This window comes from Mycobacterium sp. E2327 (assembly GCF_001672675.1).
Classification (GTDB): Bacteria; Actinomycetota; Actinomycetes; order Mycobacteriales; family Mycobacteriaceae; genus Mycobacterium.
In genome coordinates this window covers 24,560-40,680 of sequence record NZ_LZKE01000213.1, presented here as the reverse complement: position 1 = coordinate 40,680, position 16,121 = coordinate 24,560, and the positions used below count along the sequence as shown (strand labels likewise).

Sequence of the window (16,121 nt, the reverse complement as noted above, 5' to 3'; positions counted from 1 at the left end):
GCGGATCGCAGCGCCGCCTCGATCCGAACCTCCATCGCCTCACGCAAGCCGAGCGAGCGGCCACCGTGTTCGCGGGGCCAGGTCGGCTGTATCCAGCCGGCCTCGAAGGCGGCCCGCTGGTAGTCCCGCCGCAGCGGCAGGTCCCAGCGGTATGCGCGGTACTTCTCGTAGTAGTCCTTCGGCAGGAATTCCGAGAGCCACGCGCCGAATTCGTCGACTATGGATTCCACGGCGGTCATCCGCTGCTCCCCGCGAACCGGCGGCCCACCTCGTGGTAGAGCGCGCGGCTGTCGCCCAGCATCGCCGCCCCCTGCCAGGCGTGCCGGACGTAGAGGTGGATGTCGTGCTCCCAGGTCTGCCCGAGGGCGCCGTGCACCTGCACCGCGGTCCGCGCGCAATTGACCGCCGCTTCGCCGGCCGCCGCCTTGGCCAGCGCGGCGGCGGTCCAGGCGTCACCCGGGTCGGGATCGGCGAGCCGCGCCGCGGCGGCGTAGGTGAGGCTGCGCGCCCGCTCCAGGCCGACGTGGTTGTCGGCCAGCGCGTGTTTGATGCCTTGGAACGCACCGATCGGCGTGCCGAACTGCCGCCGCGTCTTCGCGTGCTCGACCGCGCGGTGCAGGGCGGCGCCGGCCACGCCGACCAGGTCGGCGGCCGCGGCCACCAGCGGCGTGGTCAGCGCGGATTCGAGGTCCACCGGGGCGGCGGCCAACGGCTCGGCGTCGACCTCGACGTCGGCCACCGGTTGCGCGGGGTCCGTCGACTCGCCCGCCAGCACGGTCACCCCGTCACCACAGCGCGCGACGACCGCCATGACCTCGTTGTCCGCGTGGGCCAGCGTGACGAGCAGTTCGGCGCGCGACAGGTTGGGGACCGCGACCGCCCGCCCGCGCAGCCGTCCCCCGCGCAACGTCATGGGTGCGCCGGGCAGCCGAGACCCTTTCGAGTGGACCGCCAGGGTGGCGACGGCGCCGCCGGCGATGTCGGCGAGCACCGAGTCGAGGCCGCTGGCCCGCAACGCGCCCGCGGCGAGCCCGACGCTGCTGAGCAAGGGGATCGGCGCGATCGCGGCGCCGCATTCCTCGAGGACGACGGCCAGCTCGACGGGCCCGTAGTCGGTAGCTTCGGGGGCCGCGAGCTCCGTCCAGCCGAGGTCGACCACCGTCTTCCACGGGGCGCGCCAGCGCTCGGGATCTACCATCGCCTGACGGGCGGCATCGGGCGGACACTCGGTGCGCAGGATGCCGCGCACGGTGTCGCGCAGCGACAGCTGCTCCGAAGTCAGACCGACATCCATAAGACCCCTAACATAATAAAAATAGTAAACTAGCGCCGCTGTTGCAATCGGCGCGAGCATAGGTGGGCGCATGGTCGACTGGTATCTGTTCCTGCCCCAAGTACGGTTGTCGGCCGCCGACATCACGGAGCGGACGCTTCATGCCGAGGCCTGCGGTTTCGACGGAGTGGCGTTCATCGATCACCTCGAGGCGCCCGGCTTGCCCGACGAAACCATTTGGGAGGCAATGGGCATAGCCACCTGGGTGGCCGCCAAGACGGAGCGGCTGCGGATCGGCCACCTGGTGCTGTGCGACGCGTTCCGGCATCCGGCCGTGCTCGCCAAACAAGCCGTCACCCTCTCGGACGCGTCGAACGGCAGGTTCGACCTCGGCCTCGGCGCGGGCTCCTGGCCCGCCGAATTCACCAGATTCGATGTGGGTGAGCCGGATTCGAAGGCCAGGGTCGCACAGCTCGGGCGCCATATCGAGCTGATCCGGCAGTACTGGGGCGACGTGCCGGGGGAGGCCGCGCAGGTCCCGCGCAGGTCCCACCCGATACCGCTGCTGCTGGGCGGCACCGGACCCCGGATGATGGAACTCGTTCGTAAATACGCGGATTGGTGGAATCTGCCGGCCAACCATCTCGACAAATTGCCCAAGCTGGCCCCCGCCGCGGGCACGGCGCGCGTGTCGATGCAGCAGATGGTGGGATTTGTCCGGACAGGCAGCGATCCGGACAAGGTGCGCGAGGTGAGCACCCGGCGATTCGGCAACCTGGGCTCGGGACTGGTCTGCGGTGATGCCGACGAGCTGATCGCGCACTTCGGCGGTCTGGCCGCCCAGGGCGTCGAGCGGTTCTACGTGTGGTTCGCCGATTTCGCCGCGCCGGAATCCCTGCGCGAGTTCGGCGAGTCGGTGATCAAGGGGTTCGTTGGCGCCGGCGGCGGGCTTCCGTAGGCACGACCGGCGGCCGCGCGTACGGACCGCGCTGCACGGCCGACAGCCGGATCTCCGGCAGGTCGACCGACGGGTCGACGGTGTCCAGCCAGGCGACCGCCTCGGCGACGTCGGACACCTGGATCGCGTACATCTCGAAGGGAACGTCCTGCAGCATCTCGGTTTCCACCGGGCCGGGCGTGACGATGTGCACGGCGATCCCGTCACGGTCCACCTCGAGCGCGAGGGCGCGGGCGAACGCGTTCATGCCGGCTTTCGACGCGGAGTAGGCGGTGCGGGCCATCATCGGCTCATGCGCCGCCGACGACGAGATGAACACGAACCGTGAGCCCGCGCGCATCCGGGGCAGGGCGGCGGCCGTCACCACGAAGCAGGAATCCAGGTTGGCCGAGATGATGTCGCGCCACTGATCGAATGTCTGCTTGCGGGCGTACGTTCCGCCGAGGGTGCCGGCCGCATGCACGACGAGGTCGATCCGCTCCAAACCGCTAATGGCAGAAGCGAATCCGTCGGGATCGGACGCGTCGGCGACGATGTGGCGCGCACCGAGCTCGTCAGCGGCCGCGCGGAGCGGGGCCTCGCGCCGCGCCGAAAGCACCACGTCGTAACCGAGCTCGCTGAGCTTGCGGGCGCATCCCTTCCCGATCCCGCCGCTGCCGCCGGTGACTAGTGCGGTTCGCATCGACGTCAGGGGCGCCGGACGTCCCGCGGGCGCGCCAATGCCTGCGGCGACAGCGCATGGATGCGTTGATCCGGCCGGCCCGACAGCACGTAGGTCTGCGCGTCGGCGAGATGGCGGCCCGCGATGCGGCGGGCGCGGTCGACGTCACCCTCCGCGATGGTGTCGGTCAGCTTGATGTGGGTGGCTAGCACGGCGCGGCGCTGCGTCAGCGAGGGGTAGGTGCCGCGCGCCGAGCTTTCGTCGGCCCACTGCTGCTCGTGGCTGGTCCACAGCGTCTCCAGGCTGCCGACCACCGCGATGATGGTGTGATTTCCGCAGCCGCGGACCACGAGATCGTGGAATTCACGGCCGATTTCGGTGAAGAGCCGCCCGTCGTCGAGGTTCTCCGCCATCGAGTCGTTGACCCGCTTGAGCTCCGGCACCAGCGTGTCCGCGCGGTCGGGGCGCTGGGCGGCCAGCGCGGCGCAGGCGGGTTCGAGTTCCCGCAGCGCGAAGCCCAGGTCGGCCACCTGGACGGACTCGCTCTGCAGCAACAGGCCGAGCATGTAGGCCGCGCTGGTCTTCGCGGGCGCGTGCACCACGGCGCCGCCGCGGTTGCCCCGCCGGACCGAAACCAGGCCCTCGGTTTCCAGGATCCGCAGCGCCTCGCGCAGCGAGACCAGGCTGACGTTGAACTGCTCGACGAGCACCTCCTGGCGCGGCAGCAGATCGCCGTCGGCGAGCTCACCGTCGATGATCTGACGGCGCAACTCGTCGGCTACGATTTCGGCGATCCGCGGCGCCGACAGTCGGCGACGGGCGTCTTGGCCAATTCCCAGGGCGGTCATCCAATCCTCGCGCGTGCTCGACTGGCTTAGCTATTTTAGCAGTAATGGTATAAATAGCCGCGTGAGGCGCGAGCCCGACAGCCGGCCGACCCCGCTCGACGGATTGCGTGTCGTCGAGGTCAGCGACCGGATAGCCGGCGACTACTGCGGCAAGCTGCTCGTCGACGCCGGGGCGCAGGTGCGCAAAATCGAACCGCCGCAAGGGGATTGGCTGCGGCGGTACTCGGCCAGCTGTTCGCCCGTGCCGGACGGCGAGCCGTCCCCGTTCTTCAGCTACCTCAACGCCGGCAAGCGCAGCCTGACCGTCGCGGCGGACTCCGAACGCTATCGCGCCGAGCTGGCCGGTGCCGACGTCGTGGTGGTCACCGCGGGCCGGTTAGGGGCCGCGGCGCTGGGCATCGACCCGCAGCGGCTACTGGCCGATTCGCCGCGGGCGATCGTCGTCACGATCTCCGACTTCGGTTGGACCGGACCCTATGCCGAACGCGCCGCGAGCGAATTCACGTTGCAGGCGTGGGCCGGCTCGCCCGGCTTTCGCGGCGACCCGGACGGGCCACCGATTGCGATCGGCGGTGACCTGGGGGAGTACATGGGCGGCGTCTACGCCGCGTTCGGCGCGCTGGCCCTGCGTCGGCGAGTCGAGCGTGGCGGCACTGGCGAGCATCTCGACCTGTCGATGCTCGAGGCGATGACCGCGATGCAGAGCAGCGAATGGTTGCATTCACAGCTGCTGCGCGTTCCGCCCGTCCGCCGCACGTTGGAAGTGCCCTCGATCGAACCGGCCAAGGACGGCTACGTCGGCATCACCATGGTCACCGGGCAGCAATGGCTGGACTTTTGCGCGATGGTGGAGTGCCCCCAGCTGGAGGAGATCGAACAGCTGCGGTTTCAGATCGGCCGGTGGGCCTACCGCGACCTGATCCGCGAACACATCGGACCGTGGCTGGCCGAACGCACCGTGGCGGAGATCGTCGAACTCGGTCAGCTGTTCCGGTTGCCGATCGCGGCGTTGGGCAACGGCTCCACCATTCGCGACCTGGAGTACGTGCGGGAGCGCGGGGTGTTTACGCCCAACCCGGCCGGCTTTCACCAGCCGCGCCCGCCGTGGCTGATGGCGGCGTGCGCGCCCGCGCCGCTGGGTGCCACCCCGGCGCCGGGTGAGGCCAACGACGAACCGGCCTGGGAGAGAAGCGAATCCGATCCCGTGCCCACTTCACGGGGTCTGCCGCTGGAGGGCCTGCGGATTGTCGACCTGACGGCGTTCTGGGCCGGGCCGGCCGCGACCCACCTGCTGGCCGCGTTCGGCGCCGACGTGGTCAAGGTGGAGTCGATCCAGCGGCCCGACGGCATTCGCTACTCGGGCGGGATGCGCACCGATGTGGACGACTGGTGGGAGTACGGCTGGGTGTTTCACGCGATGAACACCAACAAACGTTCCGTCACACTGGATTTGGGCTCGGATCGCGGACGCGAGCTGTTTCTGGATCTGGTAACCGGCGCCGACGTGGTGATCGAGAACTTCTCACCGCGGGTGATGGACCAGTTCGGCCTCACCTCGGACGTGCTGCTTAAGGTCAACTCGAAACTCGTCGTCGCCCGGATGCCGGCGTTCGGCCTGGACGGTCCGTGGCGTGAACGCGTCGGATTCGCCCCGACCATGGAGCAGATCGCCGGCCTGGCCTGGGTGACCGGGTTGCCGGAGGCCCCGCCGGTGACGCCGCGCGGGGCCTGCGATCCGCTGGCCGGCGTGCACGCCGCGTTCGCCGTGCTGGCCGCCCTGGATTTCGCCCAACGCACCGGCACCGGCCAGCTGCTCGAGCTGCCGATGCTGGAGACGGTGCTCAACGCCACCGCGATACAGGCGATCGAAGCCGAGGTGTTCGGGGTGACGCTGGGTCGGCGCGGCAATCGTGGTCACGGGGAGGCGATCCAGAACATCTACCGGTGCGCCGGCGACGACGACTGGATCGCCGTCACGGTGCGCGACGATCCGCAGTGGCAAGCCCTGGTCGACGTGATGGATCGTCCGGCCTGGTGCGACGAAAACCTGGCGACCGTGGCGGGGCGGCGGGAGCGGGCCGACGACATCGATCGCCGGCTGCGGGAGTGGTTCGCCGCGCAACCGCTGGAACCGACGGTGGAGCGGTTGGCCGGGGCGGGCGTTCCCGCCGCGCCAGTCGTATCGCCGTCGTTGGTGACCGAGAACCCCCAACTGCGCGACCGGGGATTCCTGGAGGCCCTGAACCATCCGAGCACCGGGCCGGGCCTGTATCCGTGTCCGCCGTTCGCGAAGCTGGCCGGCCAGGACAAGTGGCTGCTACGCCCGCCGCCGCGGCTAGGCGAGCACAATGGGGAGGTACTGCGCGATCTGTGTGGACTGACCGACGACGAGCTGGCAAACCTGGCCAGCGACAAAGTGATCGGGACCCGCCCGGCGGGCCTCAAAAGATAACGGTGAGGAGGTCGCCTGATGCGCGTTACGGTCGACGAGAACCTGTGTGAGGCCAACGGCTTTTGCGAATCGCTCGCCCCGGAGGTGTTCGAGCTGGGCGACGAGGACGTGGTGCAGATCGCGGACGGTCCGGTGCCGCCGCGGCTGGAGATCGATGTGCGCGCCGCGGTGGACCAGTGCCCCAAGGCCGCGCTGCGTCTGATCGACTGACGGGCTCGCCGCCGCGGCACTGAGCGGATTGGTCGACGGGACCGACTTCTTCGACATGCGCGCCGAGGATGTGGTGGTCGAGTACGTCATCACCGTCCCGGATTACCCGCGCCGCATCGGGTTTTCCATGTGAATACGCCTTTTTCCCGGCGCCCTCGCCCGACTGCCCCGCAAAGACACTTGGGCTCGCACCCTATTCATTTGCCCCTGTAAGGGCATTTTGAATGCTGGTCGGTCACGATCCGGGACAGCGTATCGAAAGACGTCCCGCTAGATGCCGAACGATGCCAATATCTGAGGAACGTAGGACAACAGTAGCTGAGGAACGAAGGGCAATATCTGAGGAAGGGCGTATAGGAAGATCAAAAATTCAAAAAATAGAATGAACCCGAGGAAGGCGCCGATGATCAGGAAGGGCGCGACAAATTGCACCACTGCGGCGCCCAGCATTGCCAACGACGGTGGGAGCGCCACGTTGATGGCCAGCACTAGCTGGTCGACGGCGTAAAGGCCGCTGCGCAGCAGGTGCAGACCCGTGGCGATGGCGGCATCGATGACGGGTCGCAAGGCCGCGGCGATAGCGCCCTCAATGTCGGCATAGGAGGACGCACCGGCAGTCAAGTGCTGCACAAACTGCTCCTGAAACGCCGCAGCCTGACCGGCCAGCGCCTGATAGTTCGCGGCGTGCTGGGAGAACAGGTGCGCGATACTCGTCGAGACCTCGTCGGCGGCGGCGGGTATCACCGCGACGGTCGGGGTCGCCGCGACCATGTGGGCCGCGTTGACGTTTGAGGCGATGGTTGCCAGGTCCCCTGCCGCCGCCGTCATTAGCTCCGGGTCCGCGATCACGTATGCCATCTCGCACCTCCTGGCCGCCCCCAGGATGCGCTCGACCTCAGAGATCGGTATCCGTAGTGAACTACTGCTTTTGGCATCTGGCGGTACTGCTTTTGGACGTGGACGCCTTCGGTGGGCCTGGTGAAAGCTGATCGCGCGCCTATTCATGCTGGGCGCAGCCCGGTCAGAAACGGTTCGTTTCGCCACTGGGTTAGCCCGTAGCGCCACGAACTCAGCCTCCGGGATATATGTCCATACAAATAAGTGCCGTGGCTCAACGCCCCGTCGCTTAGCCGAAGTTGGAGTCGCGGATCGACGTGTCGAAAGGTGGTCAGAAGTTCGCGGTGAGTCCCCTAAAGTCCCCACGCGGCGAGGGCGGAAAATATCATATTGTTAACGTACGGCAAATACTGGACCAGCAGGATTATCAGAATCAACCACGCGAGAAAGAAGAGGGCAAAGGATAAAAAGGCAACGGGAGTCAAACCGTTAATTATCAGCTGGGTCAAAAAGGCTATTGGCGAATTAAGGAATTGGCTGAGTAATGCGGTCGCATTGCTGGTAAACGAGCCCACGATCGGCTGCAACTCCACGGCATTGGCGGCCTCCGCGGCCACATACGCGCCCGCGCTTGCAATCAAGTGCTGCACGAACTGGTCGTTAAACGCCGCCGCCTGACCGGCCAGCGCCTGATACCGAGCAGCGTGCTCCGAGAAGGCGCGGGTGATTGCCGCCGACACCTCATCAGCCGCTGCGGGCACCAGGGCGGTGGTCGGAGCAGCCGCCACCATATGGGCCGCGTTGACGTTCGAGCCGAGGGCTGCCCAATCTGTTGCAGCCGCCGTCATCATCTCCGGCGCCGCGATCACATACGCCATGTCTGTCCTCCCACTTGGTCGTCTGCAGAAACCCTCGTGGCTAGGCGAAAGTATCGCGCCACTTCTCAGGTCACTCCTGAGTAGTCACCTACTCGATTAGCACTCGATTAGTGGGTTTCCTCCCGGCATCGCCGAGAACAGGCCGGCCCCGAGGAGAGCAGGGGCGGCCCGGTGATGGCGGAGGCCCACCTGGCCGGCAGGCTCCGCAATACCGCTCCGGTGATGAAGACGAGGTCAGGTGCAAATACCTGGACCCGCTGGCGGTGTTCGCCGCGTTCGGTGACGCGTCCGCGACTGAACGGGATGAGAAAGCCTCCAATTGATAGCGCATGCGCTATCAAATCCGGAGTAGGTCACATGCCCTGGACAGAGCCGCGCTCGATTTGGGGATGAGTGACTCACGAACCGATCGCGCCGGTGCTATCAAATCCGGCGTGGGCGATTATTCGCCTCGCGGCAGGCACTCCCGGCCGGAGCGCTCTCCCAGCGAGATCGCCATCTCGTCATAGATCGACATGTTGGTGAGCAGGTTCGGATGGGCCACCTTGGCCGGACCGAGGGCGATGTCGTCGCAGCGCAGCAGCAGTTCGTCGAAGACCGCGCGGAGTTCCGCGCGCGCCAGCATGGCGCCCAGGCAGTGGTGCGGTCCGCCGCCCCCGAACGCCACGTGCGGGTTGGGCTGACGCCCGATGTCGAAGGTGAACGGTGAGGGGAACGCCTCCTCGTCGCGGTTGGCCGAGCGCAGCATGGACACCACCCGCTCGCCCTTCGCGATGTGCTGGCCGTCCATCTCGACGTCGACCTTGGCGGTGCGCGTCCAGTAGGCAACCGGTGACGCCCAACGCAACACCTCCTCGACGGCGCTCGGCCGCAGCTCCTCCCGCGCCCGGTACCGCTCGATCTGCTCGGGGTTCTCGGCGAACGCCTGCAGCCCAAGCGCCAACGCGTTCTTGGTGGTGTCGCTGCCGGCGAATGTCAGCACGAAGAAAAAGAACTCGAGTTCGTTGGCGGGCAAGCTGAATTCCTCGCCGTCCTCGCCGGTGATCACGGCGGAGGCCAGTGTGCTCCAGATGTCATCGGTGGGATGGCGCCGCTTTTCCGCGGTGAGCTCCATCGCGTACCCGAAGATGGTGGCGTAGAGATCGGTGTAGTCCTGAAAGGTCGGCCGGGCCCCGGGCGCATTGGCTTTCAGGATGCCGTCCAGGCAATCGAAGATTCGCGGCCGGTCTTCTTCCGGTATGCCGATGATGTCGCCGATGACCGTCATCGGCAGCGCGTCGGCGACGTCCTCGATCCAATCGCCGCCGCCCTCGGCGAGTAGGCGGTCAATCATCCGCGCGGCGCGCGCCCGGATGCCGTCCTCGAGTTTGGCGATCGCCCGCGGGTTGAACGCGCCTGCGATCAGCTTGCGGCGCTTGTTCAGATCCGGCGGGTCCATGTTGATGATCGTCGGGTACGACGAGAACATTCCGACCGGCTGGATGAGCGGGCCGTCGACCGCGGTGAAGGAATCGGTATCACGATGCAGGCGCACCGCGTGCCGATGCTTGGTGGCCACCCAGAATTCACGGTGGACCGTCTTGGAAAAGAGCTGAGTGACGCCCGGGGTCATCTCGTGCCGGAACAGCGGACGGGAGCGTCGCAATTCGGCGAACAGCTCGTCGGGAAAACCGTTGCGCCACAAGGCAAGATCGGATAGATCCACCGCCGCAGCCGTCATCTGAACCCCGCTTCTAGCGCAATGCGGGACCTTAACGGCGCCGCGTTGACGTTCAATGCTTAAGATAGTAAAAATAGAGCCTATCGTCGAACCCGCTGGGAGGGGTCGTGACGGATACAATTTCGGACTCGGCATCAGAGTCGGCCGCAGATCCTTCGGAGCGTGAGTTCGGGCAGGCCGGCATCGCGCTGTCTACCTACCGGTTCCCGACGGGCTGGTTCATCGTCGCGTTCGGCTCGGACCTGCCTCCCGGGGAGGTCAAGCGCGCGCACTACTTCGGCGAGGAGTTGGTGCTCTTCCGCACCGAATCCGGCCAGGTGCACGTGATGGACGCTTACTGCCAGCACCTCGGCGCCAACCTCGGCGTCGGCGGCACCGTCGAGGGCGAGAACATCGTCTGTCCCTGGCACGGCTGGCGGTGGCGCGGCGACGGCACCAACGCCTTGATCCCCTACAGCAAGATCGGCTGCAAGAACAACGTCCGCATCCGCACCTACCCGAGCATGGAGTGGTACGGGTTCATCCTCGCGTGGCACGAGCGGCACGGGCGCGCGCCATATTGGCAGCCGCCGGTGCTGCCCGAGCTGGAGACCAACGAGTACTACCCGCTGCACCCGCACACGCAGATGCTCAACCGGGTCAAGGTGCACCCGCAGATGATCATCGAGAACGCCGCCGATCCCTACCACGTGCAGTACGTGCACAAGGCCGCCAATCCCGCCACCACCTCGTCGTTCGAGGTCTCCGGATACCACCTGCACGCCACCGTCAACGCCCATTTCGGCGGCGGCCGCGCCTCGACCTGGCTGACCCCGAACGGGCCGGTCGACGCCAAGATCATTTACGACAACTACTCGTTGGGATTGGGCCTGGTTCGCTTCCCCAGCGAGCTGGTGGCCACCGTGCAGGTGACCGGGCAGACGCCGGTCGACGAGGACTACACCGACTACTTCTACACGCAGGCTTCGATCCGCGAGCCCGGCGACACCGGCGACGCACCCACCGGCCGCGCCGCCAAGTTCCTGGCATTGCAGCAAGAGGTCATCAAGCAAGACTTCTTCACCTGGGAGAACATGAAATACCTCGAAAAGCCCAACCTGGCACCCGAAGAGGCGCACGACTATGCCGCCCTTCGCCGCTGGGCGCACCGCTTCTACCCGGGCCCGCAGCCCTCGCCGTCCGACTTCGGCTACACGGCCGACGGCGAACCCGACCCGGCGGCCGCGAAAGCCTGATGCCGGGACCGTCGGATTTCGGCGTCGACAGCTTCACCGTGCCGGCCGTCCTGGATCGGCGAGCGGAACAGCACCCCGACCGAGTGATGATGTCGATCGCCGGCGTGGACGTGACGTTCGAGCAGATGCGCCGGCGATCCCGCGCGGCGGCGCACGTGTTGGCCGGTTTAGGCGTCGGACCCGGCGATTGCGTGGCGCTGTTCACCGCCACCTGCCTGGAATGGGTGTACTTCTGGCTGGGCGCGGCGCGCATCGGCGCGGTCAGTGCCGCGGTGAACGCCGCGAACAAGGGCGATTTCCTGCTGCACACGCTGCGGTTGTCGCGGGCCAGGGTGATTCTCACCGACGCCGAGCGCCGGCCCCGGGTCGACGAGGTCGTCGGGCAGCTGGACACGGTGACCGGCGTTGTGGTGCAGGACGATTCGCTCACCGCCACGTTGCACCTCGACGCCGACGTTCCGGTGACCGAAAGCCCCCTCGGCCCGGCCGACGTGGGCGTGTTGTTTTTCACCTCCGGCACCACAGGGCCGTCGAAAGCGGTTGCCACGACGTGGCATTACCTGTTCTCGGTCGCCGCTACCGCCGCCGCCGCGTGGGAATTCGGCCCGGGGGAGGTGCTGTGGACGGCGATGCCGCTCTTCCACCTGAGCGCGGCGCCCAGCGTGCTGGCACCGATGCTGGTCGGCGGAACGACCGTGTTGGCCAAGGCGTTTCATCCCGGCGAGGTCTGGGACGACATCCGCGCCCGCGGGGCCAGCGGTTTCGCCGGTGCCGGCGCCATGGTGTCGATGCTGCAGAACCTGCCCCCGGATCCTCGTGACGCGCAGCTCCCGCTGCGGTTCATCTCCGCCGCACCCATCGACGCGGATGCCTACCACGAGATCGAAAAGCGTTACGGCTGCCGCATCGTCACGATGTACGGCATGACCGAGGCCTTTCCGGTCGCCGTCAAGGGCGTGTCCGACGAAGGCGTGCCCGGGACCTCGGGCCGGCCCAATCCGAATTTCGAGGTGCGCATCGTCGATGAGCGCGGCGACCCGCTGCCGCCCGGCGCAGTCGGAGAGATCACCTGCCGTCCCAGACACCCGCATGTGATGAGCGAGGGCTACGTGGGCGAGGGCTCGCGGGTGGAGCCGCACCCGGAGTGGTTTCGCACCGGCGATTTGGGCCGACTCGACGCCGACCGAAACCTGACATACGTCGACCGCATCAAAGACTCGTTGCGCCGGCGAGGCGAAAACATCTCCTCGGTCGAAGTGGAGGCCGTCGTCATGCGCCATCCCGCGGTGGCCGAAGCCGCAGCGGTCGGGGTGCCCAGCGACTTGGGCGAAGACGACATCCTGTTGATCGTGACGCTGCGCCCCGGGGCGGGCCTGGACTACGCGGAGTTGCTTGACTTCTGCACCACCCGGATGCCGTACTTCTGCGTCCCGCGATTCGTCGAGGCGGTGGATGAACTGCCCAAGAACGTCATCGGACGAGTGCGTAAAGACGTGTTGCGCGCTCGCGGACTGGGTCCGGGCGCCTGGGATCGTGAGAAAGCGGGGTATATCGTTCGCCGGTAAGTTACGTTAATGTTACGTAATCGTCGGTAAGTTAATTTATTGTTACGTAACTACCCCTTATTGGGCGTCGTCCAGAGAGGCTGCACAGCACATGACCATGACCTATCAGGAACAGCAGATGCTCCAGGCCGCCACAGCCCGCGCTGCCATCCTGGATCTGACCGCCCGGCACAACAGGGCCTACTCCGACGGTGACCGCGACCGCTGGATCGCCACGTTCCGCCACGCCGGCGCGAGCTACACCCGCGATGGCGACCTGTTCACCGACCTGCGCGCGGCCTTCGACGGCGGCGACGGGCAGCGCCTGGTCACCCTCGACCACGAGATCCGCGTCGACGGCATCAACGCGAGCATGCGTTGCGTCGCGGTGCTGTTCGCCGCGATGTACGGCGACACCACCCTGCGGGCCACCGGAACGTACCGGGACACGCTGATCTACGAGCGCGGCGCCTGGTACTTCACTTCCCGTGCGCTCGAATGGGATTCGGTGCCCAGCCGGCACCCGCTCGTCATGTGAGTGCGGATCACGACCTCAGCTACCAGCTAGCCTTTGGTAGCTACGAAGACGCGCTGCGCATGGTCGGCGCGACGAGCGAACCCCGCACCGCTGCGACCCCGGTCAGCGGCGCACGCATCCAGCTTTTTGCCGCGATGGTCCACGACGGGAACCGATCGTATTGGGATGCGGAGTTTGCCCGGGAGACGTGGGGCGGGCTGCTCGCCCCGCCGGCCCTCCTGATGGGTTGGCTGATCCCGCCGCCCTGGCAGCCGACGGGCAGGCCGCCCGCGGCCTCGGTGGTGCTGCGGGTGCCGCTGCCCGGCACCACGTTCATCAACGCGGCCAACGACGTTGAGTTCCTGCGGCCCATCGTCGAGGGGGACGTGCTCACCGCCGTCGAGGAGCTGGTGTCCGTGTCACCGGAGAAGCGGACCCGGCTGGGGGTCGGTCATTTCGTCGAGACGCTGGAGACCTATACCCGTCAGGACGGCGCCGTGGTGGCCACGTGCCGAAACACCTTGTTCCGGTTCACCCCGGATGGCGCGTCGTGACCGACCTGGACTGGAACACGATCGAGGTCCCCGTTGACTTGCCGGAGGTGGTCGATCACATCAGCTATCAGCGAGTGGTCGAGAACGCCGGGGCGACGTGGGACTATTTCCCGGGGCATTTCGACCCGAGTTACGCCCAAAATCAAAGCAACCCAACGATTTACGTCAACACCATGCACCTCGCGGGGTTCGCCGACCGGGTCGCCACCGACTGGGCGGGCGCGAGCAGCCGCGTGGTGCGCCGCTCGATGCGGCTGGTCGGCTCGGTGTACGCGGGTGACACGATGATCGGGCGCGGGCGGGCGCTGGCCAAGCGGCGGGATGCCTCGGTGGATCCGCCGCGCTGCCTTGTTGACATCGAGATCCAGGTGACCAATCAGCATGGCGCCCTGTGCTGTCCGGTCGAGCTCACGCTGCAGATGCCCGAACGCCGTGGCGATAGATGACGTGGCCGAACTGCACCTCGCGGCGTGCCGGCGGTTCAGCGAGGCGGTCGCCGCGGCGGAGGGCAGGTGGGATCGTCGCTCACCGTGCGATGCCTGGGACGCCCGAGGCGTGCTCGAGCACGTGATCGGCTTTCACGACGTGCTTCTCCTGCGGCCCCTCGGGCTGAAACCCGACCGGCCCCGGGACGATCCGCGGGCGCGTTGGCAATTGACCTATGACTCGCTGACCGGGGCGCTCGAATCCGGTAGCGCGACGCGGCTTGACGCCTACCGGCTGATGCCGAACCTGACCCGCGATGTCGTGGTGCACACCTGGGACCTCGCCCGCGCGGTGGGCGCCGACGATCGGCTGGATCCCGACTGGTGCCAAAGGTTTTACGCCGCCTTGCCGCCGGAGAGCCGGGAGCTGACCGCGTCGGGAATGTTCAAGGCGCCGGTGGCGGTGAATGGCGAAATCGACGTGCAGGCAAGGCTTCTCGCGCAACTGGGCCGCGACCCCGCGTGGCGACTGCCCGGGCTATAGCGGCGGCAGCTTGCCCTTGCACACCAGCGTCTGAAGCTCGACGTACTCGTGCAGGCCCTCGGGTCCGAACTCGCGTCCGATGCCCGATTGCTTGAAGCCGCCGAACGGGGCGCCGATGTCGAGGGTGTACATGTTGATGCCGTAGGTGCCGGTGCGGACCCCGGCCGCGACCTCCAAGCCGTGGGCGATGTCGGAGGTCCACACCGAACCGGCCAGACCGTAGTCGCTCTCGTTGGCGATCCGGATGGCGTCGTCCTCGTCGCGGTAGCGCAGCACGGTCAACACCGGTCCGAAGATCTCCTCCCGGGCGATGCGCATGTCGTTGGTGGCGTCGGCGAACAGCGTCGGCCGCACGTACCAGCCGCGCCCCGACGGACTGTCTTCGCCGCCGAGCACGACGCGGGCCCCCTCGGTCTTGCCGGAGCGGATGTACTCCTGCACCCGACGTTGTTGCCGTTGCGCCACAAGGGGTCCGATGTCCGTGGCCTCGTCGGCCGGATCGCCGACATTGAGCGCCGACATCATCTCGCCCAGCGCGTCGACGACCTCGTCGTGCCGCCGGTCGCTGACCAGGATGCGGGTTTGCGCGACACAGGCCTGGCCGTTGTTCATCAGGCCGGCGGTTTTCAGCCCGGCCACCGTCTTGCCCACGTCGGCGTCGTCGAGAATGATCGCCGCCGACTTGCCGCCCAGCTCCAGGCTGTAGCGCTTCAGCTGCTCGCCGCACAGCGCGGCGATCCGGCGCCCGACGGCGCTGGAACCCGTGAAAGCGATCTTGTCCACACCGGGATGGCGGACCAGCGCCTCGCCGATGTCGGGTCCGCCCGGCAGCACCGAGACCACCCCGTCGGGCAGGTCAAGTTGTTCGATCATCTCGGCCAACCACAAAGCGTCCAAGGGCGTTTCGGGCGCGGGCTTGATAATCACGGTGCAACCGGCGATCAGCGCCGGGATCAGCTTGGGCATGATCAGGAACTGCGGCACGTTCCACGGCACGATCGCCCCGACCACCCCGACGGGTGCCCGGCGCAGGTGCACTTCCCCGAGCACGCCCTGGCGGCGCTCCGTCCAGGGAAAGTCGCGCGCGGCGGCCAGGGAGAGATGGATCAGCGAGGCAGCGGCGGCGCCTTGACCCAGCCGGCTGAAACTGCGCGGAGAACCCATCTCGTCGGTGATCAGGTCGGCCATCTCCTCGATGTGGCCGCCGTAGATCCCGGCGAGCTGCTCGACTTTGGCCATCCGATCGGCGTGGGTCATGCGGGGCCAAGGGCCGCGGTCGAAAGCGCTTCGCGCGGCGGCGACGGCGGCATCGACGTCCTCGGGCCCGGCCACCTGGACGTGGCCGACCGGTTCTTCGGAGTGCGGCGAGATCACGGCAAGCTGCTGTGGGTTGGCGGGCTTGCGCCACTGCCCCCCGATGAAGAGTTCGTTGTAGGAACGATGGCCGGGATTGTCTGTCATCGGG

The 16,121-nt window shown here is 67.3% G+C and carries 16 protein-coding genes and 1 pseudogene; 9 read left to right on the top strand and 8 right to left on the bottom strand.

The genetic code is table 11. From position 1 onward, the window contains the following. Nucleotides 1–239, bottom strand: a pseudogene (locus tag A5712_RS24295) (acyl-CoA dehydrogenase family protein); the annotation flags it as partial. Next, nucleotides 236–1,294 (bottom strand): acyl-CoA dehydrogenase family protein, encoded by a 1,059-nt coding sequence (locus tag A5712_RS24290; RefSeq protein WP_068111052.1) that lies wholly within the window; start codon nucleotides 1,292–1,294, stop codon nucleotides 236–238. The gene A5712_RS24290 and the pseudogene A5712_RS24295, both read right to left, overlap by 4 nt. A 70-nt stretch (nucleotides 1,295–1,364) precedes the next feature. Here A5712_RS24290 and A5712_RS24285 point away from each other — a divergent pair, with 70 nt between their 5' ends. Further along, nucleotides 1,365–2,231 (top strand): LLM class flavin-dependent oxidoreductase, encoded by an 867-nt coding sequence (locus A5712_RS24285; protein ID WP_068111049.1) that lies wholly within the window; start codon nucleotides 1,365–1,367, stop codon nucleotides 2,229–2,231. On the opposite strand, the gene A5712_RS24280 is transcribed toward A5712_RS24285, so the two are convergent. Both A5712_RS24280 and A5712_RS24275 read right to left on the bottom strand, forming a co-directional pair. Beyond that, on the bottom strand, nucleotides 2,194–2,913 hold the full coding sequence (locus A5712_RS24280) for an SDR family oxidoreductase (protein WP_068111045.1): 720 nt from the start codon (nucleotides 2,911–2,913) through the stop codon (nucleotides 2,194–2,196). The two genes, A5712_RS24285 and A5712_RS24280, sit on opposite strands and share 38 nt — an antisense overlap. 5 nt (nucleotides 2,914–2,918) lie before the next feature. Then, complete coding sequence (locus A5712_RS24275) at nucleotides 2,919–3,740, bottom strand: FadR/GntR family transcriptional regulator (protein ID WP_068111042.1); 822 nt, start codon at nucleotides 3,738–3,740, stop codon at nucleotides 2,919–2,921. 61 nt (nucleotides 3,741–3,801) lie between these two features. Here A5712_RS24275 and A5712_RS24270 point away from each other — a divergent pair, with 61 nt between their 5' ends. After that, nucleotides 3,802–6,192 carry a CaiB/BaiF CoA-transferase family protein gene (locus tag A5712_RS24270; RefSeq protein WP_068111038.1) on the top strand — a complete coding sequence of 797 codons (2,391 nt, stop codon included), beginning with the start codon at nucleotides 3,802–3,804 and terminating at the stop codon, nucleotides 6,190–6,192. An 18-nt stretch (nucleotides 6,193–6,210) separates the two neighbouring features. Further along, on the top strand, nucleotides 6,211–6,402 hold the full coding sequence (locus tag A5712_RS24265; protein ID WP_046185638.1) for a ferredoxin: 192 nt from the start codon (nucleotides 6,211–6,213) through the stop codon (nucleotides 6,400–6,402). 270 nt (nucleotides 6,403–6,672) lie between these two features. On the opposite strand, the gene A5712_RS24260 is transcribed toward A5712_RS24265, so the two are convergent. From A5712_RS24260 to A5712_RS24250, 3 genes are all read right to left on the bottom strand, one after another. After that, nucleotides 6,673–7,260 carry a PE family protein gene (locus A5712_RS24260; RefSeq protein ID WP_068111035.1) on the bottom strand — a complete coding sequence of 196 codons (588 nt, stop codon included), beginning with the start codon at nucleotides 7,258–7,260 and terminating at the stop codon, nucleotides 6,673–6,675. A gap of 332 nt (nucleotides 7,261–7,592) precedes the next feature. Further along, complete coding sequence (locus A5712_RS24255; protein ID WP_068111032.1) at nucleotides 7,593–8,117, bottom strand: PE family protein; 525 nt, start codon at nucleotides 8,115–8,117, stop codon at nucleotides 7,593–7,595. 442 nt (nucleotides 8,118–8,559) lie between these two features. Beyond that, complete coding sequence (locus tag A5712_RS24250; RefSeq protein WP_068111029.1) at nucleotides 8,560–9,837, bottom strand: cytochrome P450; 1,278 nt, start codon at nucleotides 9,835–9,837, stop codon at nucleotides 8,560–8,562. A 107-nt stretch (nucleotides 9,838–9,944) separates the two neighbouring features. On the opposite strand from A5712_RS24250, the gene A5712_RS24245 reads away from it, so the two are divergent. From A5712_RS24245 to A5712_RS24220, 6 genes are all read left to right on the top strand, one after another. Further along, nucleotides 9,945–11,072: a Rieske 2Fe-2S domain-containing protein gene (locus A5712_RS24245; RefSeq protein WP_152531247.1), complete on the top strand. Its 1,128-nt coding sequence runs from the start codon at nucleotides 9,945–9,947 to the stop codon at nucleotides 11,070–11,072. After that, on the top strand, nucleotides 11,072–12,637 hold the full coding sequence (locus A5712_RS24240; RefSeq protein ID WP_068111024.1) for an AMP-binding protein: 1,566 nt from the start codon (nucleotides 11,072–11,074) through the stop codon (nucleotides 12,635–12,637). Before A5712_RS24245 ends, A5712_RS24240 begins: the two co-directional genes overlap by 1 nt. A 91-nt stretch (nucleotides 12,638–12,728) precedes the next feature. After that, nucleotides 12,729–13,154 carry a nuclear transport factor 2 family protein gene (locus A5712_RS24235; protein ID WP_068111022.1) on the top strand — a complete coding sequence of 142 codons (426 nt, stop codon included), beginning with the start codon at nucleotides 12,729–12,731 and terminating at the stop codon, nucleotides 13,152–13,154. A 59-nt stretch (nucleotides 13,155–13,213) separates the two neighbouring features. After that, nucleotides 13,214–13,687: a MaoC family dehydratase N-terminal domain-containing protein gene (locus A5712_RS24230; RefSeq protein ID WP_068111058.1), complete on the top strand. Its 474-nt coding sequence runs from the start codon at nucleotides 13,214–13,216 to the stop codon at nucleotides 13,685–13,687. Further along, nucleotides 13,684–14,133, top strand: coding sequence for a MaoC family dehydratase (locus tag A5712_RS24225; RefSeq protein ID WP_068111019.1), 450 nt, complete (start codon nucleotides 13,684–13,686; stop codon nucleotides 14,131–14,133). The genes A5712_RS24230 and A5712_RS24225 overlap by 4 nt, the downstream gene beginning before the upstream one ends. Beyond that, on the top strand, nucleotides 14,120–14,656 hold the full coding sequence (locus A5712_RS24220) for a maleylpyruvate isomerase family mycothiol-dependent enzyme (RefSeq protein ID WP_231982225.1): 537 nt from the start codon (nucleotides 14,120–14,122) through the stop codon (nucleotides 14,654–14,656). Before A5712_RS24225 ends, A5712_RS24220 begins: the two co-directional genes overlap by 14 nt. Here A5712_RS24220 and A5712_RS24215 read toward each other — a convergent pair. Next, entirely contained in the window at nucleotides 14,651–16,117 is a 1,467-nt protein-coding gene (locus A5712_RS24215) for an aldehyde dehydrogenase (protein WP_068111017.1), read from the bottom strand. The genes A5712_RS24220 and A5712_RS24215 overlap by 6 nt on opposite strands. Between the last annotated feature and the right edge of the window lie 4 nt (nucleotides 16,118–16,121).